The sequence below is a fragment of the Bradyrhizobium sp. genome, from assembly GCF_030654605.1.
Lineage (GTDB): Bacteria > Pseudomonadota > Alphaproteobacteria > Rhizobiales > Xanthobacteraceae > Bradyrhizobium.
The window spans coordinates 55,335-79,625 of sequence record NZ_JAURXB010000115.1 but is presented as its reverse complement, the minus strand read 5'-3'; the positions used below and the strand labels follow the sequence as shown (position 1 = coordinate 79,625).

Annotated in this window: 26 protein-coding genes and 1 tRNA gene; 11 read left to right on the top strand and 16 right to left on the bottom strand. The window is 64.2% G+C overall.

What is annotated here, in order from left to right; genetic code table 11:
- Positions 1 to 83: 83 nt before the first annotated feature.
- The 5 genes from Q7U29_RS12000 to Q7U29_RS11980 form a co-directional block, all read right to left on the bottom strand.
- The gene (locus Q7U29_RS12000; protein ID WP_304741643.1) at positions 84 to 851 is read right to left on the bottom strand and encodes a phosphatase PAP2 family protein; all 768 of its coding nucleotides are present in this window, start codon (positions 849 to 851) and stop codon (positions 84 to 86) included.
- 54 nt (positions 852 to 905) lie between these two features.
- Positions 906 to 1,409 carry a hypothetical protein gene (locus Q7U29_RS11995; RefSeq protein ID WP_304741642.1) on the bottom strand — a complete coding sequence of 168 codons (504 nt, stop codon included), beginning with the start codon at positions 1,407 to 1,409 and terminating at the stop codon, positions 906 to 908.
- A 209-nt stretch (positions 1,410 to 1,618) separates the two neighbouring features.
- The gene (gene rlmN / locus Q7U29_RS11990; protein WP_304741640.1) at positions 1,619 to 2,845 is read right to left on the bottom strand and encodes a 23S rRNA (adenine(2503)-C(2))-methyltransferase RlmN; all 1,227 of its coding nucleotides are present in this window, start codon (positions 2,843 to 2,845) and stop codon (positions 1,619 to 1,621) included.
- Between the two features lie 72 nt (positions 2,846 to 2,917).
- Positions 2,918 to 3,523: an invasion associated locus B family protein gene (locus Q7U29_RS11985; protein ID WP_304741638.1), complete on the bottom strand. Its 606-nt coding sequence runs from the start codon at positions 3,521 to 3,523 to the stop codon at positions 2,918 to 2,920.
- Positions 3,524 to 3,677: 154 nt separating this feature from the next.
- Positions 3,678 to 4,517, bottom strand: a complete 840-nt coding sequence (locus tag Q7U29_RS11980) for an SDR family oxidoreductase (protein ID WP_304741636.1) — start codon at positions 4,515 to 4,517, stop codon at positions 3,678 to 3,680.
- Between the two features lie 217 nt (positions 4,518 to 4,734).
- Between Q7U29_RS11980 and Q7U29_RS11975 the strand changes: the two genes are divergently transcribed.
- From Q7U29_RS11975 to Q7U29_RS11965, 3 genes are all read left to right on the top strand, one after another.
- Complete coding sequence (locus Q7U29_RS11975; protein WP_304741634.1) at positions 4,735 to 5,709, top strand: NADPH:quinone oxidoreductase family protein; 975 nt, start codon at positions 4,735 to 4,737, stop codon at positions 5,707 to 5,709.
- A 277-nt stretch (positions 5,710 to 5,986) separates the two neighbouring features.
- Positions 5,987 to 6,841, top strand: coding sequence for a hypothetical protein (locus Q7U29_RS11970; RefSeq protein WP_304741632.1), 855 nt, complete (start codon positions 5,987 to 5,989; stop codon positions 6,839 to 6,841).
- A 22-nt stretch (positions 6,842 to 6,863) separates the two neighbouring features.
- Positions 6,864 to 8,036 (top strand): TAXI family TRAP transporter solute-binding subunit, encoded by a 1,173-nt coding sequence (locus tag Q7U29_RS11965; RefSeq protein WP_304741630.1) that lies wholly within the window; start codon positions 6,864 to 6,866, stop codon positions 8,034 to 8,036.
- A gap of 50 nt (positions 8,037 to 8,086) precedes the next feature.
- On the opposite strand, the gene Q7U29_RS11960 is transcribed toward Q7U29_RS11965, so the two are convergent.
- Both Q7U29_RS11960 and Q7U29_RS11955 read right to left on the bottom strand, forming a co-directional pair.
- The gene (locus tag Q7U29_RS11960) at positions 8,087 to 8,482 is read right to left on the bottom strand and encodes a YkvA family protein (RefSeq protein ID WP_304741628.1); all 396 of its coding nucleotides are present in this window, start codon (positions 8,480 to 8,482) and stop codon (positions 8,087 to 8,089) included.
- A gap of 95 nt (positions 8,483 to 8,577) precedes the next feature.
- The gene (locus Q7U29_RS11955) at positions 8,578 to 8,886 is read right to left on the bottom strand and encodes a 4a-hydroxytetrahydrobiopterin dehydratase (RefSeq protein ID WP_304741626.1); all 309 of its coding nucleotides are present in this window, start codon (positions 8,884 to 8,886) and stop codon (positions 8,578 to 8,580) included.
- A 284-nt stretch (positions 8,887 to 9,170) separates the two neighbouring features.
- On the opposite strand from Q7U29_RS11955, the gene Q7U29_RS11950 reads away from it, so the two are divergent.
- Complete coding sequence (locus Q7U29_RS11950; RefSeq protein WP_304741624.1) at positions 9,171 to 10,520, top strand: TAXI family TRAP transporter solute-binding subunit; 1,350 nt, start codon at positions 9,171 to 9,173, stop codon at positions 10,518 to 10,520.
- 66 nt (positions 10,521 to 10,586) lie between these two features.
- Here the strand turns inward: Q7U29_RS11950 and Q7U29_RS11945 are convergent, their stop codons facing one another.
- Positions 10,587 to 10,973, bottom strand: coding sequence for a response regulator (locus Q7U29_RS11945; RefSeq protein ID WP_304741661.1), 387 nt, complete (start codon positions 10,971 to 10,973; stop codon positions 10,587 to 10,589).
- Between the two features lie 146 nt (positions 10,974 to 11,119).
- Between Q7U29_RS11945 and Q7U29_RS11940 the strand changes: the two genes are divergently transcribed.
- The 3 genes from Q7U29_RS11940 to Q7U29_RS11930 all read left to right on the top strand — a co-directional run bounded on the left by Q7U29_RS11940 (position 11,120) and on the right by Q7U29_RS11930 (position 15,365).
- On the top strand, positions 11,120 to 11,881 hold the full coding sequence (locus Q7U29_RS11940) for a Crp/Fnr family transcriptional regulator (protein WP_304741622.1): 762 nt from the start codon (positions 11,120 to 11,122) through the stop codon (positions 11,879 to 11,881).
- Between the two features lie 237 nt (positions 11,882 to 12,118).
- Complete coding sequence (gene typA / locus Q7U29_RS11935) at positions 12,119 to 13,942, top strand: translational GTPase TypA (protein ID WP_304741620.1); 1,824 nt, start codon at positions 12,119 to 12,121, stop codon at positions 13,940 to 13,942.
- A 163-nt stretch (positions 13,943 to 14,105) separates the two neighbouring features.
- The gene (locus Q7U29_RS11930; protein WP_304741618.1) at positions 14,106 to 15,365 is read left to right on the top strand and encodes an NAD(P)/FAD-dependent oxidoreductase; all 1,260 of its coding nucleotides are present in this window, start codon (positions 14,106 to 14,108) and stop codon (positions 15,363 to 15,365) included.
- A gap of 112 nt (positions 15,366 to 15,477) precedes the next feature.
- On the opposite strand, the gene Q7U29_RS11925 is transcribed toward Q7U29_RS11930, so the two are convergent.
- Together Q7U29_RS11925 and Q7U29_RS11920 are read right to left on the bottom strand one after the other, a co-directional pair.
- A complete protein-coding gene (locus tag Q7U29_RS11925) occupies positions 15,478 to 15,900 on the bottom strand; it encodes a thiol-disulfide oxidoreductase DCC family protein (protein WP_304741617.1) in 423 nt (140 codons plus the stop codon).
- Entirely contained in the window at positions 15,897 to 16,784 is an 888-nt protein-coding gene (locus Q7U29_RS11920) for a S9 family peptidase (RefSeq protein WP_304741615.1), read from the bottom strand. The genes Q7U29_RS11925 and Q7U29_RS11920 overlap by 4 nt, the downstream gene beginning before the upstream one ends.
- Positions 16,785 to 17,059: 275 nt before the next feature.
- On the opposite strand from Q7U29_RS11920, the gene Q7U29_RS11915 reads away from it, so the two are divergent.
- From Q7U29_RS11915 to Q7U29_RS11905, 3 genes are all read left to right on the top strand, one after another.
- A complete protein-coding gene (locus tag Q7U29_RS11915) occupies positions 17,060 to 17,569 on the top strand; it encodes a GNAT family N-acetyltransferase (RefSeq protein ID WP_100384899.1) in 510 nt (169 codons plus the stop codon).
- A gap of 119 nt (positions 17,570 to 17,688) precedes the next feature.
- The gene (ppa, locus tag Q7U29_RS11910; protein ID WP_304741613.1) at positions 17,689 to 18,222 is read left to right on the top strand and encodes an inorganic diphosphatase; all 534 of its coding nucleotides are present in this window, start codon (positions 17,689 to 17,691) and stop codon (positions 18,220 to 18,222) included.
- Positions 18,223 to 18,365: 143 nt separating this feature from the next.
- The gene (locus Q7U29_RS11905) at positions 18,366 to 19,844 is read left to right on the top strand and encodes a M20 family peptidase (RefSeq protein ID WP_304741611.1); all 1,479 of its coding nucleotides are present in this window, start codon (positions 18,366 to 18,368) and stop codon (positions 19,842 to 19,844) included.
- A 171-nt stretch (positions 19,845 to 20,015) separates the two neighbouring features.
- Here the strand turns inward: Q7U29_RS11905 and folD are convergent, their stop codons facing one another.
- From folD to Q7U29_RS11890, 3 genes are read right to left on the bottom strand one after another with little or no spacing between them, the layout of a single operon-like run.
- Positions 20,016 to 20,900: a bifunctional methylenetetrahydrofolate dehydrogenase/methenyltetrahydrofolate cyclohydrolase FolD gene (folD, locus tag Q7U29_RS11900; protein ID WP_304741609.1), complete on the bottom strand. Its 885-nt coding sequence runs from the start codon at positions 20,898 to 20,900 to the stop codon at positions 20,016 to 20,018.
- A gap of 16 nt (positions 20,901 to 20,916) precedes the next feature.
- Entirely contained in the window at positions 20,917 to 21,237 is a 321-nt protein-coding gene (locus tag Q7U29_RS11895; protein WP_304741607.1) for a DUF167 domain-containing protein, read from the bottom strand.
- 22 nt (positions 21,238 to 21,259) lie between these two features.
- The gene (locus Q7U29_RS11890) at positions 21,260 to 21,550 is read right to left on the bottom strand and encodes a YggT family protein (RefSeq protein WP_304741605.1); all 291 of its coding nucleotides are present in this window, start codon (positions 21,548 to 21,550) and stop codon (positions 21,260 to 21,262) included.
- Between the two features lie 194 nt (positions 21,551 to 21,744).
- Between Q7U29_RS11890 and Q7U29_RS11885 the strand changes: the two genes are divergently transcribed.
- Positions 21,745 to 21,820: transfer RNA gene (locus Q7U29_RS11885), tRNA-Ala, on the top strand.
- 115 nt (positions 21,821 to 21,935) lie between these two features.
- Here Q7U29_RS11885 and Q7U29_RS11880 read toward each other — a convergent pair.
- From Q7U29_RS11880 to Q7U29_RS11870, 3 genes are all read right to left on the bottom strand, one after another.
- Positions 21,936 to 22,748 (bottom strand): enoyl-CoA hydratase, encoded by an 813-nt coding sequence (locus tag Q7U29_RS11880; protein WP_304741659.1) that lies wholly within the window; start codon positions 22,746 to 22,748, stop codon positions 21,936 to 21,938.
- 32 nt (positions 22,749 to 22,780) lie between these two features.
- Positions 22,781 to 23,299, bottom strand: a complete 519-nt coding sequence (locus Q7U29_RS11875) for a nuclear transport factor 2 family protein (RefSeq protein ID WP_304741604.1) — start codon at positions 23,297 to 23,299, stop codon at positions 22,781 to 22,783.
- Between the two features lie 148 nt (positions 23,300 to 23,447).
- On the bottom strand, positions 23,448 to 24,161 hold the full coding sequence (locus Q7U29_RS11870) for a glutamine amidotransferase (protein ID WP_370691741.1): 714 nt from the start codon (positions 24,159 to 24,161) through the stop codon (positions 23,448 to 23,450).
- Between the last annotated feature and the right edge of the window lie 130 nt (positions 24,162 to 24,291).

The window sequence follows — 24,291 nt, the reverse complement described above, 5'->3', positions numbered from 1 at the left end:
TCGTTTGCAGTTTGAGTGCGCGAATATCAAATTTCCCGCCGGTGGGCACGCGTTTAATGGCGCCTGGCGTGATGAAGTCGAACTTACCGGGAGCCCACATCGCGCCCGCGCCATTTCTGCCGCAGCCGGTAGAGCGGCCAGGCGAACCGCGTCAGCGCGGCGTCGATGCGCGCGTCGGACAGCCGGGTCGAGGGCCAGCGGTAGATCCAGGCAAAGGCCAGCCAGATCACGATAAACGTCACCAGCCCGGCGATCGCGACATCGGTGAAAAAATGGCCGCCGAACGCCATCCGCAGGCCGCTCGTGACCACGCCGAACAGCGTCGCGGCGGTAAACGCCAGCGGCCGCCAGGCCGGCGGCGTCAGCGCCGCGGGCGCATAGGTCCAGAACGCCGTCGCGGCTTCGCCTGAAAAGAACGAGCAGTTCCGGCCGCAGCTGCCGCGCGGATCCCACCACGGCACGAATTGCTGCGGACCGTCGAATTGCGTGACCACGATGGGACGCGGCCGGCCCCAATGGCTCTTGAAGGTGAGATTGGTGAGAATGCCGGCGGAGAGAACCAGCGTCACCAGCAGGAACATGACCGTCCGCCCCGGCACCAGCAGCGGCTTGTCCGGCCGCGCCAGCTTCACCACAAGAGCCACGATCGACGGCAGCGCGAGGCCCCACGCGATCCACATCGCGCCGTCGCGCGCGATCATCGCCAGCGTATTGAACTTCAGCGGGAAAGTCTTGTTCGAGGCATCGAAGAACAGCCCGGCCAGCTGCAGGTCGAGCTCGGGATAAATCCCGAACAGCAATCCGACAACGAGCACCAGCGCCAGCGCGGTATAAAGTCCCGATCGGTTCATGGCGCGGGGTTTAGCCGAGCCCGCCCGGGATGAAAAGGCGTCCGGGCCGCTTCTTCATGACGCTGGCGGCGGCGGTGCGGGCGAATGCGACGGCAGCGGCGGCGGGGGTGTCAGCGGGCGGCGCGGTTCGCGCCAGGCGCCGGCGTTACGGCCCGCGATCATCCAGTACACGAGGCCCGCGACGATGCCGGCGCCGGTCATGATTTCGAGATGGCGGCGGACAATGCCGTCGAAGCGAAGCGTGTCGGGATCGAACGGGATCAAGCCGAGATAGCAGGCGAGCCCGACGAGGCCGCCGCCCAGCGCGTAAGCCAGCACGCTCCTGATATAGAAAGCCTCGGTGATCAAAACCACGATGGTCGCCGGCAACAGCGCAAAGCCGCTGAGGAAGATGAAACCGAACCCTAATATGACGTTGAGCGCGGACGGGTCGATCTGACTATCGGAGAAATCGGAAAATTCCGGGAACAGCACCGCGCCGACCACGATGATTCCGGCCACCAGACAGGCGGCAAGGAAGCCGAACAGGATGACGAACAGGCGGCCGATCAGTGACATCGGATTCTTCTCATCTGTCGCGCATCCGCTCGGTCCTCATCCTGAGGAGCGCGCCCTTGCGCGCGTCTCGAAGGATGGCAACAGGCAGCGTGCCCGATGGTTCGAGACGCACGCCGGCAGCGCAAGAGCGCTGCCGGACGCGCTTCTCACCATGAGGAATTTGAATGTGCCACTGCGGAAGCCACCGGTCCATGAGGATTGGGAATCCATCAATCCGTCATCGCCATGGCGCGCAGCGCCTGGCGTTCGCGCGCCGACAGTTTTTCGGTCTCCGACTTCAACTGGCCGCAGGCCGCCAGGATATCGCGGCCGCGCGGCGTGCGCACCGGCGAGGAGTAGCCGGCGTTGAAGATGTATTCGGAGAATTTTTCGATCTGGTCCCAGTCCGAGCATTCGTATCGCGTGCCCGGCCACAGATTGAACGGAATGAGATTGATCTTGGCGTGGATGCCCTTCAGCATCTTGACCAGCAGTTTTGCATCGTCGAGCGAATCGTTGACACCCTTCAGCATGACGTATTCGAAGGTGATGCGCCGGGCGTTGGACGAGCCGGGATAGTCGCGGCAGGCCTGCAGCAATTCGGCGATCGGGTATTTCCGGTTGAGCGGCACCAGCTCGTCGCGCAACTCGTCGCGCACCGCATGCAGCGAGATCGCCAGCATGACGCCGATCTCGTCGCCGGTGCGGGCGATGTTCGGCACCACCCCCGACGTCGACAGCGTGATGCGGCGGCGGGAAATGCCGATGCCTTCATTGTCCGAGACGATCAGCAGCGCGTCGCGCACCGCCTCGAAATTATACAGCGGCTCGCCCATGCCCATCATCACCACATTGGTGACGAGGCGGCTGCCGGTCGGGGTTTCCCTGTCGGCCCAGTCGTTGAGGCGGTCGCGCGCCACCATGATCTGGCCGACGATTTCGCCCGCGGTGAGGTTGCGCACCAGCCGCTGTGTGCCGGTATGGCAGAACGAGCACGTCAGCGTGCAGCCGACCTGCGAGGAAACGCACAGCGTGCCGCGATCGGTTTCCGGAATATAGACGCACTCGACTTCATGCGCCTTTTCGATCGAGTCGCCGCTCGGCAATCGCAGCAGCCATTTGCGGGTGCCGTCGTTGGAGATCTGTTCGGCGACCACTTCGGGCCGCGCCACGGTAAAATGTGTCTCGAGTTGCGCCCGCATATCCTTGGAGATACTGGTCATGTCGGCGAAGTTTTGCGCGCCGCGGACATAGATCCAGTGCCACAGCTGCTGCACGCGCATCTTGCGCTGCGCAGGCTGAACGCCGATGGCGCCGAGCGCATCGGAAATCTCCGCGCGCGACAGCCCGACCAGCGACGGTTTTGCCAGCGGCACGTAGGTTTCGAGCGCGGTTTTTTCCAGCGGCGCGCCGGCGCCGGAGCCGGCTTCCGGCGAATGGGTCAAGGTGTCAGTCATGAGACATCAAATAGGCCTTCCAGGGCTTGCTGGAAAGCCACCAAATACATCGTTTTCAGCGTCAAAAGCGGCTTAACGCCGGCAATCCTGCGCCAGCCGGTCGAGCGCCTGGGCAAGCCCCTTCAGCGAGAAGACGTCCGTGGTCTCGGTGCCCTTGGCGGACATGCCCTTGACCGTCACCTCGGCGGCCTTGCGCATGGCTTCCACCATGCGCTCTTCCTCGGCGGCGTTCTTGATCCAGAGCCCGTCGCCCTGGGTGTACATGGCGTAGGAGGCGCCGCCGACTTCCAGCGACGATTCCGAGCCCGGCTTCAGCGCATAGCCGATCATGATGGAGACTTCGTTGGTGACCTTTTCCGCCGGGCGCGTCGAGACGAAGGCGTAGGCCGGGTCGCGCGGACGATTCGGCGGATTGGTTTTCGACGACGAGGGCTTTGCCAGCGCGAAGCACACCTTCTTGCCGTTCGGTGTCGCGGTGTAGGCGCCCCAGGTGCCGAACTGGCCGATCAGCGTCGGTTCCGCTCCGCCAGCGGCGGGTTTCGCCTCCGGCTTGGCGGCTGCGGGCTTGGCCGCATCTTTCGAGGCTTTCGACGACGCGCTCTGCGCCTGCGCCGGGATCGCGATCCCGCACACAACCACAGCAGCCATCAGGGATATCAGAATTCGCCGCACGGACATGACCAAGTCTGGTTCCCTCATTATTGTGACTGGAAGATGGCCCCCCGGCATTGCCCGATCACGCCCCGATGGATAGCCGGGAAATGCCTTTTTGGGAAGGCAGTCGGGGGATCGCCGAGCCGGCGCATCCAGCACGTCGTGACGCGGCTCGGCCTCAGCCCTTCGAGCGCGCCGTGCGCTGCTTCTCCCACTGCGCGTCGGTCCATTGCAGCAGATCCTCGGCGCCGGAACTGCGCAGATGCGCGCCGCCGTCCTGCACCACCATCTCGCCATTGATGTAGCCGGCCCGATCCGAAATCAGGAAACTCGCGAGATCGGCCAACTCGCCATGTTCACCGACACGGCCGAGCGGATTTTTCGACGACCATTTGTCGTCACGGCCCTCGGGCCGAAGCTGGCCCGACGCACCCGGCGTCGGGAATGCGCCCGGTGCAATCGCCACCGTGCGGATGCCCTTGGGTCCCCACTCCACCGCGAGGCTCTTTGTCATCGCGAGGATGGCGGACTTCGCCATTGCCGACGGCACCGTGAAGGCGCGGCCGGTAATGGTCGAGGTCGAGAGAATGCTCAGCACCACGCCCTTGTGCGCGCCTTCGATCCAGCGCCTGCCGGCACCGAGCGTGCAATACATCGCGCCGTGCAGGGTCGGCGCCAGTATCGCATCCGCCGCGCGGAACGACAGCTGCTCGGTCTGCGCGATGAAGGTCGCGGCGGCATTGTTGACCAGCACGTCGAGCGGTGCCTCGCGCCAGACCGCATCCATCATGGCCTCGACCGCGCCTCCGTCACGGATGTCGCATCTGACGACGCTGACCTTGCCGCCGAGTTCGCCACGCATCTGCGCCGCGGTCGCCTCCAGCAATTCGAGGCGGCGGCCACAGATGATCAGTTCGGCGCCAAGCTCGACGAAGCGGCGTCCCATCGCGGCACCCAGTCCGGAACCACCGCCGGTGACCAGGATGCGTTTTCCCTTGAGCAGGCCTTTTTCGAACATCGTTTGATTCCTTGTCTATCGCCGTCATTGCGAGGAGCCCTTGCGACGAAGCAATCCATTCATTCTTGTTGCCTCATGGATTGCTTCGCTACGCTCGCAATGACGGATGAGAGAAGCGCAGGCGACCCCAAAAGCATCCGAATCAGATTGTAGCCCGGCCGCAAATCCGGCATGAAGCCTTCAGCCCTCTTTGTGCGTCCGAAACTCAGGTGTGTCCATGAAAGCCATTCTCTGCTCGCAATATTGCGGCCCCGACGATCTCGTGCTGGCCGATGTGCCCGATCCCGTCGCCGGACCCGGCGAGGCCGTGATCGCGATCAAATCGGCGGCGCTGAATTTCTTCGACCTCCTGATGATCCAGGGCAAATATCAGATCAAACCGCCGTTCCCGTTTTCACCGGCCGCCGAAGTCGCGGGCGTGATCGAGAGCGTCGGCGCAGGGGTCACCGACCTCAAGGTCGGCGACCGCGTGGCGGCGTCCTGCGGCCATAATGGCGCGCGCGAAAAGATCGCGCTGCCGGCCAATTCGATCGTCAAGATCCCCGACAATCTCGATTTCGATCGCGCCGCCGGGATCTTCATCATCTACGGCACCGCGCTGCACGCGCTGGAAGACCGCGCCAGCCTGAAGCCGGGCGAGACCATGGCGGTGCTGGGAGCCGCCGGCGGCACTGGCCTCGCGGCCTGCGAACTCGGCAAGCTGATGGGCCTGAAGGTGATCGCCTGCGCGTCAAGCGACGAGAAGCTCGAATTCGCCAAGGCGCACGGCGCCGAGCTCGGACTGAACTACGCCACCGAAGACCTCAAGGATGGCCTGCGGCGGCTGACCGGCGGCAAGGGCGTCGACATCATCTTCGATCCGGTCGGCGGCACTTACGCCGAGGCCGCGCTGCGTTCGATCGCGTGGGAAGGCCGCTTTCTGATCATCGGATTCGCCGCCGGCGACATTCCGAAAATGCCGCTCAATCTCGCGCTGCTGAAAGGCTGCGACATCCGCGGCGTATTCTGGGGCGCATGGGCCAGGCTCAATCCGGAAAAGAACCGCGCCAATCTGGAAAAGCTGGTGAAGTGGGCCGCGGAAGGCAAGATCTCGTCGCATGTCGACCGCACCTTCCCGCTGGCCCAGACCGCCGACGCGCTAAAGGTGCTGGCCGGCCGCAAGGCGATGGGCAAGGTGATCCTGCATCCGTGATTGTGTGCCCGTCATTGCGATAGCGCGCACTCTATCAACAACGTGGTCCCGGCCTCCGCGCCGGGGCGACGAGGTCCTGCAAAAACTCACCGCGGAATCGTCGGGTCTTGCCGCAATGAAATCAAGATATCTCCCGATTCGCCCCGGCGATGGTCGCTTTTTGGACTGATTCAAACTGCGATTTAGGGCCTCAGTGGCGGGCGCCCGGTCGACAACGAAAATAAGAAGCTGATGCCGGGATGCCCGATGTTGCGTGTGTAGCGCGGGAGGCATCACCATGGCGCAGAATACCAGGCTCACAGCTTGCGGCGAACAAACCGTCAAATCGCCCGGCGAAGCTGCAGGCGGCGACGAATTCATCGAATACGGCCCGACGCCATCGATGGCGAAGCGAGACTATTTCCTTCCAGAGGACATTCCACTTTTTCTTTCCAATGACGCCGCCAAACCGATGCAGCGGGGCTTTGGCAACGGCCGCGAAAACGATTTTGATAAAGCGGATGTCCGGTCGCAATATATCAAGGCAGGCCTTTTGGTGGCAGCCGGAGTAGCCATCGCGATTGCGATCCTCTCGGTGGAAAATCCAGTCGCCTTGTTTGCAAACGCCAGGGCGGCGCTGATCGGCACTCAGGCCAGCGCTTCGCCGAAAACAGCTTCAGGGCCAGCGCTTGCAGCACCAATGGCCACCGCTCAGCCGGCGCCGGCCGCGCCATCACCGGTCAACCTCGCCGCCTTGCCGCAGTCCGAACAGGCCGCGCCGACGCGCGACGAAATCGCTCTCGCGCTGCGAGCCGCTCACCAGCGCCAGATGGAAACCCGTCCGCCCGCGGTCGAGGCACCGCCGGCACGACGGCTCGATGCCGGTGAACTCGCTACCCTGCTGAAGCGGGCCAACGGCCTGATTGCGATCGGCGATATCGCTTCTGCCCGATTGCTGCTCGAGCGCGCCGCGGACGCACAGGAGGCCGGCGCCGCGCTGCTGCTGGCCCAGACGTACGACCCGGCCGTGCTGGGGTCGCCGGATGCGCGAAGCATCACTCCCGATCCGGCGAAGGCGCGTGACTGGTACCGCAAGGCAGCCCGGTTCGGCTCGCAGGAAGCGCGGCAGCGCCTCAGTCAACTCCACAACTAAACTCACGATAGCAGGGGGCACCATGAAACGCTTGGTTGGGATGGCGATCATCGTCATGACGATGGCTTATGGCTTCGCGGCGCGCGCCGAGGAAAAGGAATATGACCCGGCCAAGGTCAGCGAAAGCCTCAAGGCGATATTCCAGTTCGGATCGGTGGAGACGAAGCGGACCTTGAACGCCAATACGGTGACGGTGATGTCCGGCACCATCGGCGGCACCTATGTTCAGTTCGGCGCCGACCTGGCATCCGTGCTGGACGATGGCAACAAACTGCGCGTACTCTCGATCGTCGGCCGCGGCTCGGTGCAGAGCGTCGCCGACATTCTGTTTCTGCAGGGTGTCGACCTCGGCATCGTGCGGTCCGACACGCTCGACTATCTCGAGAAAAAAGGCTTCGCCAAGGACATCAAGAAGCAGTTCACCTATGTGACCAAGTTGTACAATGAGGAGATGTACGTCATCGCCTCGAAATCGATCCGCAGTATGAAGGATCTCGAGGGCAAGACCGTCAGCGTCGACCTTCCGAACGGCGGCACCTTCATCACGGCGACGAACGTGTTCGAGCGGCTCGGAATCAAGCCGAAATTCGCCTATATCGAGCAACGCATCTCGATGGAGAAGTTGAAGGCCGGCGAGATCGACGCCGTGATCTGTGCCGGCGGCAAGCCGTACAAGTCCGTCAGCCAGTTCAAGGACGACCGGTTTCACCTCGTGCCGGTCGAATACGCCAAGCCGCTGCAGGGCGACTATCTGCCCGCCACCCTGACCGCGAAGGACTACCCCAATCTGATCGCGGAAGGAGCGCAGGTCGACACCATCGCGGTGCCGGCGGTGCTGGCGGCCTACAACTGGGCGCCCAACACCGAGCGCTATCGCAAGCTCGCGCTGTTCGTGGACAGGTTCTTCACCAAATTCCCGGCCTTCCAGAATCCGCCGTTCCATCCGAAATGGAAGGAAGTGTCGCTGTCGGCGCCGTTGCCCGACTGGCAGCGCTTTCCGGCCGCCAAACAATGGCTCGACGCGCACAAGATCGAGCCCGTGGCGCGCAGCCGGTTCGACGACTTCCTGAAGCAGAAGACGGCAGGCGGGAAGCTTCCCGCCGACTCCGAACGGGAAGCGCTGTTCAGGCAGTTCCAGGCATGGGAGGCCGAACAGGCGCGGGCGCAGCTGCGGCCGGCGCAAAAGTCGAGGTAGTCAGAGCCCGGCTCTCATGGTTCGAGACGCCGCGCAAGGGCGCGGCTCCTTCAGGACGAGGTTGGACCCGCGTCACTGTCGCGGTCGATGCCCCGCTGCAGCGCGGCGCGGGCGGCATCGCGATGCTCCGGCAGGATGTGGGTGGCGACCATCCGGATCGCGGTGGCGAGCACGGCGGCGTCGTCGGTGAAGCCCAGCACCGGCAGCACGTCCGTGACGAAGTCGAACGGTATGATGAAATAGGCGATGGCCCCGAGCAGCGCCGCCTGCACATGGCGCGGCGTCTGCCGGTCGAACGCGCAGTAATAGGCCGCGAGCAGTTCCTCGGCGAACGGCAGTCTACCCGCCACCCGCCTCAGCTTGATCCAGAAGCGCCGGCGCACGCTTTCGCGGTCCTTCGCCAGTTCGTCGGCCGGCTCGAAGCCAACGGTATGTTCGGACGCCATCGCTTGAGGCTCCCCCAAACTTGCGCGGCGGATCGCCGCAGCTGTCGCAGGCAAGAGTTGGGGATGTCGTGCCCCCGCTGCAAGATTAGTCGGTGTCAGGCGACGCCGAGTTGCCTTGATATCGCGTTCATGGCCTTGGCGAGGGCAATGTCGAGCGCGGTAACGCCGCCGGCGTCGTGGGTGGCCAGCACCACTTCCACCGTCTTGTAGACGTTGCGCCATTCGGGGTGATGATCGCTCTTCTCGGCCACCAGTGCGGCGCGGGTCATGAACCCGAACGCTTCGTTGAAATCCTTGAAGACAAAGGTTCGCGCGATCGCCTCGCGGCCGGGCGTTTCGGCCCACCCCGGCAGCAACTCCAGCAGCGCCGCCTTCCGAGCCTCCGCCGACAACCGCTCCGCCATGACCGCCTCCCGCTTCACGTGAACTTTACCCTAACATCGAAGTCGGGTTCAGGGATCCATGCCACAATAAGGCGGCAAAGCCAGTCCAGAGCCCTGTTTGGGGCCCTGCGGTAACCATGACGCAGATGTAACCCCGCGCCGGCCGGAAATTTGCTAGAATATTGTTTCAACCGATTGGCAGCATGAATTTGAACGTCAAACGTTTGTTTGCGAGATCGACCGGAGGAGTCGGGCCGGTCGAACCGCCGAGGCCGCAATCGCCTCGCTCGGCGAAACGGCGCCTGATGTTCGTCGTGCTGGCGGCGCTGCTCGCCGTGGTCGGCGCGGTCGCGGCGGCCTACTATTTTGCGATGCGCCCGGTGACGCTGCGGATCGCGGTCGGCCCGGCCAACAGCGAAGACGTCAAGGTGATCCAAACCCTGGCGCAGGCCTTTGTCCCGGCGCGCGGCCAGATCCGTTTGCGCCCGATGCAGACCGATGGCGCCAGGGCGAGCGCCCAGGCGCTGGCGGAGAGCAAGGCCGATCTCGCCATCATCCGCGGCGATCTCGACGTGCCGAAAAATGCCCAGGCGGTGGCGACGCTGCGCAAGAACGTCGTGGTGCTGTGGGTGCCTCCGGCGGCCAAAGTCAAAGGCAAGACAGCGGCGCCGAAGATCACCAGGATCGTCCATCTTGCCGGACGCCGCATCGGCGTGGTCGGCCGCACCGAAGCCAATGTCAATTTGCTCAAGGTGATCCTGCAGCAATACGGCGTCGATCAGACCAAGGTCGAAATCGTCCAGTTTCCAGCCCATGAAGCCGCCGAAGCCATCCGAAACCAGAAGGCGGATGCCTATCTCGCCGCCGGCCCCGTCAACAGCAAGATCACCACGGATGCTATCACGGCCTCGACCAGGGATGGTGGGGTGCCGACCTTCCTCGCGATCGATTCGGCCGCGGCAATCGCCCAGAACCATCCGGTTTACGAGGCCTCTGAAATACCCGCGGGCAGCTTCGGCGGATCGCCCGCCAGACCGGAGGAAGAAGTCAAGACCATCAGCTTCTCCCACCACATCGTGGCGCGGAAGGGCCTGGCCGAATCGACCGTCGCCACCTTCACCCGCCAGTTGTTCGCGACACGCCAGACCCTGAAGACGGATTTTCCGCTGGCGGCGCAGATCGAAACTCCTGATACCGACAAGGACGCCGTGCTTCCCGCGCATCCCGGCGCCGCGGCTTACGTCGACGGCGACGAAAAGACCTTCTTCGACCGCTACAGCGATTTCATCTGGTGGGGACTGATGGGGTTGTCGGCGATGGGCTCGGCCGGCGCCTGGTTCGCCGGCTACCTCAAGAAGGACGAGCGCCACAACAACAGCACATTGCGCGAACGCCTGCTGGACATGATTGCCGCCGCGCGGCACAGCGATTCCACCGAAGAACTCGACCAGATGCAAACCGAGGCGGACGATATCCTGCGCGATACGTTACGCTGCTTCGAGCATGGCACCATCGAGGAAGGCTCATTGACCGCCTTCAATATCGCGCTCGATCAATTCCACAACGCGGTGGCCGACCGCAAGGCGGTGCTGATGAGCCTGCCGCAAAGCCTGCAACGGGCGGGCGCCCAGTTCCGGGCTACCGGCACATTGTAACCCGCCACTGCAACGGAAGCCCGTTCGAAACATCGAGCGATCGCGCCCGGCAATGGGCCTGAACCGTCAGCGCCCGCTGCCCTTCGCTCGGCTTCTCAGCAGGGCCTTCAGCGCCTCCGACGAATACGGCTTTGGCAGCCGCGGCTTGTCAGCGAGCGCGGCCGGCAACCTGACATCGACGCCATATCCGGTGACGAAGATGAAGGGAATCTTCAGCTCATCCAGCCGCTCGGCAATCGCAAAACTCTTTTCGCGCACCAGTCCGACATCGAGCAGGGCAAAATCCGGCGTGCGATCGGCGATCATGGCGAGCGCCCTGGCGACATTCGCCGCGGTACGAACCCCCCTCACGCCGAAACCGAGAATCGTGTCCTCGAAATCGAGCGCGATGATCGGGTCGTCCTCGACAATCAATACGTCGCCGGGCATGCCGTCAGAAGCTGCGGGTTCCATCATTCGCCACGTTGTAAGGGGGTCGGCATCGACCGGTTCCAATTGTGAAACCATCACGTCCCGACCCGCCTGTCTGTTCACTTGTACACACAGCAATCCAATGCGATCGGATATTGTCCGGGTGGCGGGCCCAGGGGACATCCGGAATGACAGCGCGAAGCGGCGACGCTCCTGACGGGAACGACCGTCCTTACAACAACCTGTTGCGACGGCTCAGCGCCGGCGACTTTGCCTTGATCGCGCCGCATCTGTCGCCGGCAGAGGCCAAGCCTAACGACCTGCTCTACAATCCCGGCGACGATGTCGAGACCGTGCATTTTCCCTGCGGACCGAGTCTGGCGTCCTATCTGGTGCCCAACGAGGACGGTCGTGACGTCGAGACCATCCTGATCGGTCGCGAAGGCGCCGTGGGGGGCATCGTCAGCCAGGGCTACCTGCCCGCCTTCACGCGCATCATGGTCAAGTTCGGCGGGCCGTTCGTTCGAATGCCGATCGGCAAGCTCGATGCGGCGAAGTCCAGATCGGCCAGCCTGCGCAACGTATTTGTGCGCTACGCCGACTGCATGCTGGCCCAGATCTTCCAGTCCACGGCCTGCAATGCGATCCATTCGATCGAGCAGCGCACCGCCAAATGGATCATCTCGGCGATGGAGCGCACCGACGGCGACGACGTCGTGCCGTTGACCCATGAGCAGCTGGCGACGCTGCTGGGGGTCGGCCGCAGCTATACCAGCCGCGTGATCCAGACCTTCAAGGCGAACGGCGTTCTGGAGACCCGCCGCGGCTCGATCATGGTACGTAACCCCGACGCCCTGCGCATCCGGGCCTGCCGTTGCAACGAGGCAGTCAAGAATCACTTCGAGGAGGTGTTGCGGGGCGTCTATCCGGACCCTGGAAAAGGCAATTAAAGCGGCAGGATCGCCGAAAATGGGGTAACCAATCGCCAAACAAATCATTGTTTTTTGGCGTTTTCTGACTATATTGCGCCGCAACGAGCAAGGTACGCCCGGTCTTTTGGCCGGGCTTCCTTTTTAGGCGCCATGGGCGCCGTCAGAATTCCAGGTTTTGAGCGTGATCCGGAAAAGTGGGTCCCGGTTTTCCGGCGAGATCGCGCTCCAGCCATTGTCCGAGCCAGAAGAACAGTCATGAACCTTCGCAATATCGCTATCATCGCTCACGTCGACCACGGCAAGACCACCCTCGTCGACAAGCTGCTGCAGCAATCCGGCACCTACCGCGACAACCAGCGCCAGGTCGAGCGCGCGATGGATTCCAACGATCTGGAGCGCGAGCGCGGCATCACCATTCTTGCCAAGTGCACGTCGGTGCATTGGGAAGACACCCAGATCAACATCGTCGACACCCCGGGCCATGCCGACTTCGGCGGCGAGGTGGAGCGTATTCTTTCGATGGTCGACGGCGTGATCGTGCTGGTGGACGCCGCCGAAGGTCCGATGCCGCAGACCAAATTCGTGGTCGGCAAGGCGCTGAAGCTCGGCCTGAAGCCGATCGTCGCCATCAACAAGGTCGACCGCCCCGACGCGCGCGTCACCGAAGTCGTCAACGAGGTGTTCGACCTGTTCGCGGCGCTCGACGCCACCGACGATCAGCTCGATTTCCCGATTCTGTACGGTTCGGGCAAGAACGGCTGGATGGGCACCACGCCCGACGCATCGCACGACGTCGGCATGAAGCCGCTGTTCGACCTAGTCATCAAGCATGTCCCGCCGCCGGTGGTCGAGGAAGGCCCGTTCCGGCTGCTCGGCACCATTCTCGAGGCCAATCCCTATCTCGGCCGCATCATCACCGGCCGCATCGCGTCCGGCTCGGTCAGGCCGAACCAGGCGGTGAAGGTGATCTCGCGCGACGGCAAGCTGGTGGAAACCGGCCGCATCACGAAGATTCTGGCCTTCCGCGGCCTCGAGCGGCAGCCGGTCGAACTGGCCGAAGCCGGCGACATCGTCGCCATCGCGGGCCTGCCCAAGGGCACCGTCGCCGATACCTTCTGCGATCCCTCCGTCGAAATCCCGATCCAGGCGCAGCCGATCGATCCGCCGACCGTGTCGATGTCGTTCATCGTCAACAACTCGCCGCTGGCCGGCACCGAAGGCGACAAGGTCACCAGCCGCCTGATCCGCGACCGCCTGTTGCGCGAGGCCGAGGGCAACGTCGCGCTGCGCGTGGTCGAGGCCGCCGACAAGGATGCCATGGAAGTGTCGGGCCGCGGCGAATTGCAGCTGGCGATCCTGATCGAGACCATGCGCCGCGAAGGTTTCGAGCTCTCGGTGTCGCGTCCCCGCGTCGTGCTGACCAAGGACGAGAACGGCCAGTTGCTGGAGCCGGTCGAGGAAGTCGTGATCGACGTCGACGAGGAATTCTCCGGCGTCGTGGTGCAGAAGATGAGCGAGCGCAAGGCCGAGATGATCGAGATGCGCCCGTCCGGCGGCAATCGTCTGCGGCTGGTGTTCTACGCGCCGACCCGCGGCCTGATCGGCTATCAGGGCGAACTGATGACCGACACCAAGGGCACAGCGATCATGAACCGCCTGTTCCACAATTACCTGCCCTACAAGGGCGACATCCAGGGCCGCCGCAACGGCGTCCTGATCTCCAACGACCAGGGCGAGGCAGTCGCCTACGCCATGTTCAAGCTGGAAGACCGCGGCCCGATGATGATCGAGCCCGGCTGGAAGGTCTACAAGGGCATGATCGTCGGCGAGCATACCCGCGACAACGATCTCGAGATCAACATCCTCAAGGGCAAGCAGCTCACCAACATCCGCACCACCTCGAAGGACGAAGCGGTGCGCCTGACCCCGCCAATCCGCATGACGCTGGAAAAGGCGCTGGCCTATATCGAGGACGACGAGCTGGTCGAAATCACGCCGAAGTCGATTCGCCTGCGCAAGCGGCACCTCGACGCCAACGACCGCAAGCGCGCGGAAAAGTCGAAGCAGGCGGTGGCGTAAGCCGCAAACTGTCATGCCCCGCGAAAGCAGGGCATCCAGTAATCGCCGCCGGTTGAGATAGAGCCGCGGCGCCACGGCGTACTGGATCATCCGCTTTCGCGGATGATGACACTGGTTGTGGAGCCGGCTTCAAGCCCGGCATCGAACATGCTAGAGCCAAGGCATGACGTCCCTGCCCTCCGAAGTCGATGTCGCCATCATCGGCGCGGGCGCCGCCGGCCTCGGCGCGGCGCACGCGCTGGAAAACTCCGACCTCTCCGTCATCGCGCTGGAAGCGCGCGACCGCGTCGGCGGGCGCGGCCACACCATCATGGCTGCCCCCGACATCACCTTCGACCTCGGCTGCGGCTGGCTGCATTCGGCCGACGAGAATTCCTTCGTCCCGATCGCCGAGCGGCTGCATTTCGAAATCGACAGGACCCGGCCGCCGTGGCGCGAGCAGGCCGTTAACGGCGCATTTCCGCTTCATGAGCGCACCGACTTCCTCGCCGCGCTCGACACGTTTTATGACCGCGCCGAGGATGCCGCCGACGAGGCCAGGCGAACCGGCCGTGACGCCGCCGCGAATCAGTATCTGGAGCCCGGCAACCGCTGGAACCCGATGATCGATGCGATCTCCACCTACATCAATGGCGCCGAACTCGACCGCGTCTCGATCCTCGACATGGATGCCTATGAGGACACCGAGATCAACTGGCGGGTACGCCGCGGCTACGGCGCGCTGATCGCAGCCTATGGCGCAACCTGCCCGCTGGCGCTGAACTGCGAGGTGACGCTGATCGACCATTCCGGACAACGCCTGCGGATCGAGACCTCGCGGGGCACGCTGACGGCCGGCAAGGTGATCGTCACCATCCCGACCAACCTGATCGCCGACGAATCCATTCGTTTTCACCCCGCACTGCCGGCAAAACTCGATGCCGCACGTGGCCTGCCACTCGGGCTCGCCGACAAGGTGATGCTGGCGCTCGATGAACCGCAGCTGCTTCCCAGCGACGGCAGCCTGCGCGGCGCCACCATGCGCACCGACATGGGCACCTATCACCTGCGCCCGTTCGGCCAGCCCTGCATCGAGGGTTTTTTCGGCGGCCGTTTTGCGCAAGCTCTGGAAGACGCCGGCGACGGCGCGCTGGCGGCGCAAAGCATCGACGAGATTGCCGGGTTTCTCGGCAATGACTACCGCCGCAAACTAAAGCCGCTGGCGGAATCGCGCTGGGCCCACGACCCGTTCGCCCGCGGCTCCTATTCGCACGCGCTCCCCGGCCACGCCGGCGCTCGCGCGGTGCTGGCGGCGCCGGTCGATGGGCGGCTGTTTTTTGCGGGAGAGGCGACCTCGCCGGGGTTTTTCTCGACGGCGCATGGGGCACGGGATTCGGGAGAGAGGGCGGCGGGAGAAGTGCTGGAGGCGCGGGCAAAGAACTAACATCGTCAGTGCGAGCGAAGCGACGCAATCCAGCTTTCCTGCACAACGGCAAGGAAACATGGATTGCTTCGTCGCTGCGCTCCTCGCAATGACGATGAGACAGTATTGAATTTTACTCCATCACCCTCGCCCGCATCTCCGCATCCGGCACAAAACATTCCTCATACTTGCCGAATATCCGGTACCGATTGCGCGCGACGAGACCGTACATCGCGTCGCGCAGCGGCTTCGGCACCGCGTACAGGACGCGCACCCAGCTCCATCCCGGCAAATTCGACAGCACCGTCAGCGCGGCGTCGGATTTGAAGAACGCCTCGCCGCCATGGACCACGGCGTTGGTGTCGGGATCTTCAGGATTGATTCCAAATGCCTGCGCCAGCCGCGTGCCGTAGCCGGACTGGATCGCGGTGAAGCGGAATCGCCGTTTCACGTCGCGCGCGGCGACAATGCGGACCCAGCGCGAGCAGAACACGCAGACGCCGTCGTAGAGGATCACGTCATCGTCGGGCCAAGGATTTTTGGCGCGCGACGTCATCGCTTTTTCGCCGCCAGCGCCTTCAGTGCCCGCTCCAGTTCCGGTCCGGCGATTTTGACGCCGGCTTCGGACTCCGCCAGCCAGTGCCCCTCGCTGCCGGATGCCGCCAGCACGCGAAACTCGACTTTGCCGCCAGCGCCGCGAAACGCATCGGCCATCCGCTGCGACAGATCGGGCGAGAAATACGTATCGTTCGCCGCCACCAGCCAGGTCACCGGCACGCGCGCGTTCCTGCCGAATTCGGCGGCCGCCGCCATCAGCGTATGCGGCGCGCAAACCTCGTTCGGCTGGTCGTTGGCATGGCCGCCGCGACCCGGCGCGAAAGCAATGATGGCCGAGATTTCTCTCGGATTCTCGCCGGCCAGCGCCAGCGCGCCCCACGCGCCGGCGGAGTGCCCGACAATGACCATGCCGTCCGGCCGGATGAAGGCTTGCTTGCGCACAAAGCCCGCCGCCGCCGCGATCGCGTCCGCGGTGGCGCGTCCAGCGCTGATATAATCGGCTTCGTCGCAGCCGCCCTGGTCTTCCAGATAGGGTCCGCCGCCGCCGTGGCCGGGACGTTCCGGTACCAGCACGGCAAAGCCGCGCGCCACCAGCCAGCCCGCCAGCGCGCGGTATTCAGGTTGCGGCATTTGCGCACGACGCAAGACGTTCTGCGTCGAGGCGTGTGCAATCACGGCCAGCCGGAACGGTCCGCCGCCGGCCGGCCGAAACAGCCGCGCGCGCGACACGACGTCCATCGCCGGTGAGGGCACCAGCCACTGCTGCATGCGACCCGGCTCGGCTTCTGCGCCTTGCGCACCCAGCCTGACCTGCGCGAACGCGTTTGGAATACAGAGCGATCCAAGCACAACCAGGACGAAATACGCTTTGAGCGACCGCATGAATTTGCCTGACGCGGGCAAGGGGCGAGCCCGGATTTGCGGAACAGAATACCCTCGCCGAATCACTTCCGGTGCATTTTCCCTCAGTCCCTGCAGCAAAACGCACCGTTAAGAATCATTCGCAGCATCGAGCCATCCGCCGGATGCCATTCCCACGGGCTTCTGTCCTTTTTCGGTACAACCGGCCGGCACAACTGATGCAGAAAATCCACAGGTTAACCGATAATTAACGATAGACCTTGAAGCGGACGCGCCGACTTGCTTTGATCAGCACCATGAGCACAACCCTGATCGAGGTTCGACCGGCCAAAGCTGCGGACGCAGCCGCGGTGGCGTCCACCCATGACGAAGCCTGGCGTTCGGCCTATCAGGGCATCATCCCCGGTGCCGAGCTGGAGAAGCTGATCAACCGCCGCGGCCCGCAATGGTGGGACAGCGCGATCCGCAAGGGCAGCCGCGTCAGCGTGCTGGTGTTCGGCGACAAGGTCGCGGGCTATGCCAATTACGGCCGCAACCGCGCCCGCAGCCTGCACTTCGAAGGCGAGATCTACGAGCTCTATCTGCGGCCGGAATTTCAGGGTCTCGGCTTCGGCCGCCGGCTGTTCACCGCGGCGCGGCGCGACCTGTTGCAGAGCGGGCTGAAGAGCATGGTGATCTGGGCGCTCTCCGACAACGATCCGGCGACGGAGTTTTATCGCGCCCTCGGCGGTCGCATGGTCGCGCGCAGTTCCGAGAAATTCGGCGCGAAGTCGCTCGACAAGGTCGCCTTCGCCTGGACCAACTGAGGTCAGCCGTATTTTGCGACAAATCGAGGCTGGCTTCGGCCCGCGTCGCGTCCTATCCAAGGCCTTGTTTACAAGGCCCTGTTCAGGCGAGCTGACTTCACACCCACGCGGAGCCATTCATGCGCATAGACGCCATCTCGCTCGGAATCGACCCGCCGCGCATCGTCAACGTCATCATCGAAGTTCCTGTCGGTGGCGAGCCGATCAAATACGAGATGGACAAGGAAGCCGGCACGCTCGTCGTCGACCGGTTTCTTTATACCGCCATGCGCTATCCCGGCAATTACGGCTTCATCCCGCACACCCTGTCGGGCGACGGCGACCCCTGCGACGTGCTGGTGGCCAACACCCGCGCCATTGTCCCGGGCGCTGTCATGAGCGTGCGGCCGGTCGGCGTGCTCCTGATGGAAGACGAGGCCGGCGGCGACGAGAAGATCATCGCGGTGCCGTCCTCCAAGCTGACCCAGCGCTACGACAAGGTGCAGACCTACAGCGACCTGCCCGACATCACGCTGCAGCAGATCCAGCACTTCTTCGAGCACTACAAGGATCTCGAGCCCGGCAAATGGGTCAAGGTGGTGCGCTGGGGCGGCGCCGAGGACGCGCACCGGCTGATCGAGGAAGGTATGGCGCGCGCCAGGGCAGCGAAGTAGGCACTGGTCGAATGGGCTCGCCATCGGGAGTTCGTCATGCCCGGCCTTGTGCCGGGCATCCACGTCTTTGATAGCGTGCGACTGGAAAGACGTGGATGGCCGGGACAAGCCCGGCCATGACGAAGATATCTGAGGCATTTCCCATGCGCCGCTTGATCAAGATCATCCGTAATTTCCTGCTGCTCCTGATCGCGGCTACCCTCCTTCTCGCAGCCATCCTGCTGTTCAACGTCTTCTCGCACCGCTCGCGGCAGATCGAGGTTGCCGCGGTGCCGCGCGCGACGGTCGACCAGGGCGCGGCGATGCGGCTGTCCGAGGCGATCCGCTTCCAGACCATTTCGAATTTTCTCAATCCCGAGCAGGGCGCCGAAGCGCTGCAGGGCTTGCGGGCGCATATCGAGAAAAGCTTTCCGGCGTTTCATGCCGCGGCGAAGCGCGAACTGATCGGCGGCCACAGCCTGCTCTACACATGGCAGGGCACCGATCCAAAGGCGGCCCCGATCGCGCTGCTGGCGCATCAGGACGTGGTGCCGGTGGCGCCGGGCACCGAGAAGGACTGGCAGCAGCCGCCGTTCGAGGGCGTCATCGCCGATGGCTACATCTGGGGCCGCGGATCATGGGACAACAAGGGCAATCTCTATGCGATGCTGGAGGCTGCCGAGCAGATGGCGAAGCAGGGCTTTGCCCCGAAACGAACCATCTATTTCGCGTTCGGCCATGACGAGGAAGTCGCCGGCACCAGGGGCGCCAGGGCGATCGCCGCCGCGCTGGCTGCGCGCGGCATCAAGCTCGACTTCCTGCTCGACGAAGGCCTGCTGATCACCGACGGCATCCTCAAGGGCCTCGACAAACCCGCGGCGCTGATCGGCGTCGCCGAAAAAGGCTATGCGACGCTGGTGTTGACCGCGCAGGCGACCCCCGGCCATTCCTCGATGCCACCGCGCCAGACCGCGATCGGCATGATGAGCGCGGCGCTGGCGCGGCTGGAAGACCATCGCCTGCCGATGCAGATTCGCGGCACCGTTTCGGAAATGTTCGACACTGTGGCGCCTGAAATGAGCGGCTTCAGCCGCGTCGTGCTGTCGAACCTCTGGCTGTTCAAGCCGCTGTTGTTGCGCGAATTCGAGAAGACCGGACCGACCGAGGCGACGGTCCGCACCACCACGGCGCTGACCATCTTCAATGCCGGCGACAAGGATAACGTGCTGCCCGGCAATGCCGAGGCCACCGTCAACTTCCGGCTCTTGCCCGGCGACACCCAGGCCAGCGTCATCGATCATGTCCGCGCCACCGTCGGCAACGAGCGCATCGCCGTCGAGCCGTTTCCCGGCAACACCGATCCGCCGCCGGTAACCGGCACCGCGGGCCCATCCTTCAAGATGCTGAACCGGACCATCCGGGAGATCTTTCCCGACGTGATCGTCGCCCCCGGCCTGATGGTGGCCGCGACCGATTCGCGCCACTTCACCGGCGTTACCGACACCATTTTGCGCTTCTCGCCGGTGCGCGCGACGTCGGACGACCTGAAGCGGTTTCACGGCACCAACGAGCGCATCAGCGTCGAGGGCTATGCCGACATGATCCGGTTTTACCGCCGGCTGATCGAGAACAGCGCAGGGTGAGTTTTCTTCTCCCTCTCCCGCTTGCGGAGGAGGGCTGGGGCGGGGGTCTCTCAACCGGTACGGTGCGCAAGATTGGAGATGCGCAAGTGGGCCGTCGCGCTCGTTGAGAGAGCCCCCACCCGCCTCGCTGCGCTCGGCACCCTCCCCCGCAAGCGGGAGAGAGTGAAGCGATCACACCCCCGGCTTTGCCAGCCCGTGAATCGCGCACGCGGCGCGCAGCGTATTGACCAGCAGACATGCCACCGTCATCTGGCCGACGCCGCCGGGCACCGGCGTGATCGCGCCGGCGACTTCAAGCGCTTCGGCAAACGCGACATCGCCGACCAGCCGGTCCTTGCCGTCAGGCCCGGGCAGCCGGTTGATGCCGACATCGATCACGGTGGCGCCGGGCTTGATCCAGTCGCCGCGCACCATCTCCGGCTTGCCGACGGCGGCATAGACCAGGTCGGCGCGGGCGCAGAGTTGCGCCAGATCGCGCGAGCGCGAATGCGCTGATGTCACCGTGGCGTTTTCGTTGAGCAGCAACTGTATCAGCGGACGGCCGACCAGATTGGAGCGGCCGATCACGATGGCGTTCATGCCCTCGAGCGAGGCGTGCACGCTCTTGCTGAGAATGATGCAACCGAGCGGCGTGCAGGGCGACAGCGCCGCCAGCCCGCCGGCGAGCCGTCCGGCGTTGTTGGGATGCAGCCCGTCGACGTCCTTGGCGGGGTCGATGGCGTTGATGATGGCTTCGGTATCGAGCGATTTAGGCAGCGGCAGCTGCACCAGGATGCCGTGCACGCTGGAATCGCGATTGAGCTGGCCGATCAGCGCCAGCACTTCGATCTGCGCGACATCGGCCGGCAGCACATGCTCGAATGATGCCATGCCGGCGGCCTGCGTCTGCTTGTGCTTGCTGCGGACATAGACCTGGCTCGCGGGGTCGCTGCCGACCAGCACCACCGCTAGCCCGGGCGTCACCCCATGCGCACGCTGCACCCGCGCCACTTCATCGGCGACCCGGGCGCGAAGCTCCGATGCAATGACCTTTCCGTCGATGATGCGGGCCGCCATCTCTGTCCTCTATCAATCAATCCGTTTTCGCCGCTGTCAGTTTCCGCAGTGCTTCGCCGAGTTTCGCGGGATCGCCGTCGACGGCAATCTGTTTGTGTCGGGACGTCGTTCCCGACAGCACCCGCACGCACCGCTTGGGCACCCCGAGCGCCCTGGCAAGCAACTCCGTCACCGCGCGATTGGCCTCGCCGCCCTCGGCGACGGCGCGGACCCGGACCTTGACCACGCTGCGGCCGTTGGCGAGCGTCTCAATGCCGTCGATGTCGTCGCGGCCGCCGCGCGGCGTGACGCGCAATGCGACACTGATGCCCTCGGTGGAATAGCGCCAGGGATCCATGGAGCATCCACTAAAGCCGCGGTCAGATCACGTTGGGATAGATGTAGTAGGCAATCACCCGCTGGATGAACATGATGATCAGGATCAGGATGATCGGCGAGATGTCGAGACCGCCGAGACTGGGCATGAAGCGCCGGATCGGCGCCAGCACCGGTTCGGTGATCCGGAACAGGAACTCGGCCACCGCCGCCACGAACTGGTTGCGGGTGTTCACGACGTTGAAGGCGATCAGCCAGGACAGGATGGCGGACGCGATCAACAGCCAGACATAGAGATCGAGAATAATAATGATGATGTCGAGAATGGCTCGCATGGCTTGACTGCTCGCGGTTCGATCGCAGATTTCGGCTGCCCGGTAGATATCGGTTCCTCCCCCCGCAAACAAGGGAAGTTCCGGGCAAAAACTCCCGAAAAACAGCGATTTCACCGTTCTTGACTTGACCTTGGCCCGGATTGTAAATGGCGCCAATTGTCGGCCGCCTTCATTCCCTTCGTGGCGGCCACGATGGGGCCATAGCTCAGCTGGGAGAGCGCGTCGTTCGCAATGACGAGGTCGGCGGTTCGATCCCGCCTGGCTCCACCAGCCTTCGCAGGCTGCGCCTGCTTCGGCTTGGCAAGCCCTCACGTAGCGAAGGCTGCCCCGCCATAGCTCCCTTGGGCGACGGCGGGCCCCCAAGGGCTCCGCGCGTCCCTCCCCCTTACTTCCCCGTAAACCTTGGCGGCCGCTTCTCCATGAAGCTCGCGACGCCCTCGCGGAAATCGCTGCCGCGCAGCGCCACCACCATCTCGCGGTTGGCGTCGATGGTGGCCTCGGCCAGGGTCTGGAACGGCACGTCGTAGAGCTGGCGCTTGATGACGGCGATCGCGCTCGGGGAGACGAAATCGGCGAGATCGCGGGCATAGGCGAAGGTCTGTTCGCGCAGCTGATCGGGCGGGTAAAGCCGGTTGACCAGACCGATGCGCAGCGCCTCGTCGCTCGACACCCGGCGCGCCGACATCAGGAGATCCAGCGCATTGGCATGGCCGACGATGCGCGGCAGCATCCAGCTGATGCCATGTTCGGCGATCAGCCCGCGGCGCGAAAACGCGGTCGTGAACACGGTGTTGTCGGCGGCGAAACGCAGGTCGCAATACAGCGCGTGCACGAGGCCAATGCCCGCGGTGGCACCGTTCAGCATGCCGATGATGGGCTTTGAAATCGACGGATAATAGCCGTAGCGGCTCTGCCAGTCCGGCCGCCGGTTCATGTCGAACGCTGGCAGGCTCTGGGCGCGCTTGATGTCGTCGGGATCGAGACCCTTCAGCGCATCCATATCTGCGCCGGCGCAGAAGCCGCGGCCTGCTCCGGTCAGCACGATGACGCGCACATTGTCGTCGGCCGCTGCCGACTCCATGGCATGGCGCACATCGCGCTCCATGATCGGCGTCCATGCATTCATGCGGTCGGGCCGGTTCAGCGTAATGGTCGCGATCTTGTCGCTCACCTCGTAGAGAATATGCTGATAGGCCACCGGATCTTGCGCCACTGCGCGTTGCTGCTGGGTCATGGGTCGTGAGTCTCCCTCGTCGCACGCGAGCCTTTGGGCCGCGCCAGATAATCGATGGTTTCCGGTCGCTCCTTGAGCCAGCCGGTCCAGCGCTTGAACACCTTGGTCATGCGGTCCGGCTCGACGCCGAGCTGCGCCATCGCCACGCCGCCATTGACGGATTCGCGGTACTCGGCAATCAGGCCGTCGCGGATGATAAAGCGGCTCATGCCGTCGATGACGACGCGCTGGCCCTTGAACTGCGGGATGGTCGAGGTGAAGCTCGACAGCGACCACGCATAGCCTTGCCGGCCGTCGAAAACCGGATCGAACATTTCCCAGCGATAATCCGCGGCATCGCGGTGAAACAGATCCTGCATCATGTGGGCAATGTCGGCGCGGCCCTGATGAGGGCCGTAGATATAGTCGTGGTAGATGCCGTCCTCGGTGAAGTGCCTTGCGAAGCGCGCGCCGTCGCCTGATTCCGCCGACAGCGTGAAGTCGCTCAAAAGCGCAGCGAATTCGTCGCCGGTCATCCCGCCTCCCGATGCCTGCTGATTGACCGCAAGCTTGTGCTGTAGACACTAGCACATCTGCAGATTTGGAAAGGCCTGGAGAAAGGACTTCCTGGGAGAAAGGATTTGGAGAACCGCCGCACGGAATATCGCGGCGTTTTTTGCCGCGCTATTCCGCGGCTTCCGACATCGCCGAGCGCGGCACGCGCGTCAGCCAGTCGTCGAGAAACGCCTTCAGCCAGGCGCGCTCGGTGACGTCATGGATGGCGCGGTCGGCGAAGTGATGGTGGCGCGCCCGCGCGCCGGGTGCGTCGAGGCGATCGTAGCCGCGCGTGGTCCAGCGATGCATCATCGCGTAGGTCACATCGGGATGAAACTGCAAGCCGAACGCATGACCCGATTGAAACGCCTGGACCGGGAAGTCGCCGCCCTCGGCCAGCAATTCGGCGCCATAGGGAAGTTCGAACCCCTCGCGGTGCCAGTGGTAGACGTGATCCGGCCAGTGCGGGCACAGCGCCAGCCCCGCTTGCGTCGGGCGGATCGGGTAATACCCGACCTCCGCCCGGCCTTCCGGATGGGGTGCTACCCGCGCGCCGAGTTGCATGGCGAGCATCTGTGCGCCCAGGCAAATTCCCAGAAACGGCCGCTGCTCCCGCAGCGGAACCGAAATCCAGTCGATTTCCCGGCGAACGAATTCATCGGGGTCATTGGCGCTCATCGGCCCGCCGAAAATCACAGCACCGGCGTGGTCGTCGAGGGTCTCCGGCAAGGGGTCGCCAAAACGCGGACGCCTGACATCCAGCCGGTGGCCGAGCGCCCGCAGCGCGTTGCCGACCCGGCCCGGCGTCGAGCACTCCTGGTGCAGGACCACCAGCACCGGCAGCAGGGATTTATCCGGCGAAGGCGCGAAAGGCGCCGCGGCCGCTCCAGCAGGGAAGCGCAGGACATTTTCGCCCGGGATCTTCTCGCCCAAGATTTGGTCCGACTGAAACATCGACTTTTTCTTCTCAGTG

Excerpts from the sequence above, each read along its gene's own strand:
- Q7U29_RS11915 (WP_100384899.1), top strand. The coding sequence starts at position 17,060 with ATGAGCACAACCCTGATCGAGGTTCGACCGGCCAAAGCTGCGGACGCA.
- folD (WP_304741609.1), bottom strand. The coding sequence starts at position 20,900 with ATGGCGGCCCGCATCATCGACGGAAAGGTCATTGCATCGGAGCTTCGC.
- typA (WP_304741620.1), top strand. The coding sequence starts at position 12,119 with ATGAACCTTCGCAATATCGCTATCATCGCTCACGTCGACCACGGCAAG.
- Q7U29_RS11955 (WP_304741626.1), bottom strand. The coding sequence starts at position 8,886 with ATGGCGGAGCGGTTGTCGGCGGAGGCTCGGAAGGCGGCGCTGCTGGAG.
- Q7U29_RS11950 (WP_304741624.1), top strand. The coding sequence starts at position 9,171 with ATGTTCGTCGTGCTGGCGGCGCTGCTCGCCGTGGTCGGCGCGGTCGCG.
- Q7U29_RS11980 (WP_304741636.1), bottom strand. The coding sequence starts at position 4,517 with ATGTTCGAAAAAGGCCTGCTCAAGGGAAAACGCATCCTGGTCACCGGC.
- Q7U29_RS11995 (WP_304741642.1), bottom strand. The coding sequence starts at position 1,409 with ATGTCACTGATCGGCCGCCTGTTCGTCATCCTGTTCGGCTTCCTTGCC.
- Q7U29_RS11960 (WP_304741628.1), bottom strand. The coding sequence starts at position 8,482 with ATGGCGTCCGAACATACCGTTGGCTTCGAGCCGGCCGACGAACTGGCG.
- Q7U29_RS11905 (WP_304741611.1), top strand. The coding sequence starts at position 18,366 with ATGCGCCGCTTGATCAAGATCATCCGTAATTTCCTGCTGCTCCTGATC.
- Q7U29_RS11920 (WP_304741615.1), bottom strand. The coding sequence starts at position 16,784 with ATGCGGTCGCTCAAAGCGTATTTCGTCCTGGTTGTGCTTGGATCGCTC.
- Q7U29_RS11875 (WP_304741604.1), bottom strand. The coding sequence starts at position 23,299 with ATGACCGGCGACGAATTCGCTGCGCTTTTGAGCGACTTCACGCTGTCG.
- Q7U29_RS11965 (WP_304741630.1), top strand. The coding sequence starts at position 6,864 with ATGAAACGCTTGGTTGGGATGGCGATCATCGTCATGACGATGGCTTAT.
- Q7U29_RS11945 (WP_304741661.1), bottom strand. The coding sequence starts at position 10,973 with ATGGAACCCGCAGCTTCTGACGGCATGCCCGGCGACGTATTGATTGTC.
- Q7U29_RS11895 (WP_304741607.1), bottom strand. The coding sequence starts at position 21,237 with ATGGATCCCTGGCGCTATTCCACCGAGGGCATCAGTGTCGCATTGCGC.
- rlmN (WP_304741640.1), bottom strand. The coding sequence starts at position 2,845 with ATGACTGACACCTTGACCCATTCGCCGGAAGCCGGCTCCGGCGCCGGC.
- ppa (WP_304741613.1), top strand. The coding sequence starts at position 17,689 with ATGCGCATAGACGCCATCTCGCTCGGAATCGACCCGCCGCGCATCGTC.
- Q7U29_RS11890 (WP_304741605.1), bottom strand. The coding sequence starts at position 21,550 with ATGCGAGCCATTCTCGACATCATCATTATTATTCTCGATCTCTATGTC.
- Q7U29_RS12000 (WP_304741643.1), bottom strand. The coding sequence starts at position 851 with ATGAACCGATCGGGACTTTATACCGCGCTGGCGCTGGTGCTCGTTGTC.
- Q7U29_RS11930 (WP_304741618.1), top strand. The coding sequence starts at position 14,106 with ATGACGTCCCTGCCCTCCGAAGTCGATGTCGCCATCATCGGCGCGGGC.
- Q7U29_RS11975 (WP_304741634.1), top strand. The coding sequence starts at position 4,735 with ATGAAAGCCATTCTCTGCTCGCAATATTGCGGCCCCGACGATCTCGTG.
- Q7U29_RS11940 (WP_304741622.1), top strand. The coding sequence starts at position 11,120 with ATGACAGCGCGAAGCGGCGACGCTCCTGACGGGAACGACCGTCCTTAC.
- Q7U29_RS11925 (WP_304741617.1), bottom strand. The coding sequence starts at position 15,900 with ATGACGTCGCGCGCCAAAAATCCTTGGCCCGACGATGACGTGATCCTC.
- Q7U29_RS11970 (WP_304741632.1), top strand. The coding sequence starts at position 5,987 with ATGGCGCAGAATACCAGGCTCACAGCTTGCGGCGAACAAACCGTCAAA.
- Q7U29_RS11985 (WP_304741638.1), bottom strand. The coding sequence starts at position 3,523 with ATGTCCGTGCGGCGAATTCTGATATCCCTGATGGCTGCTGTGGTTGTG.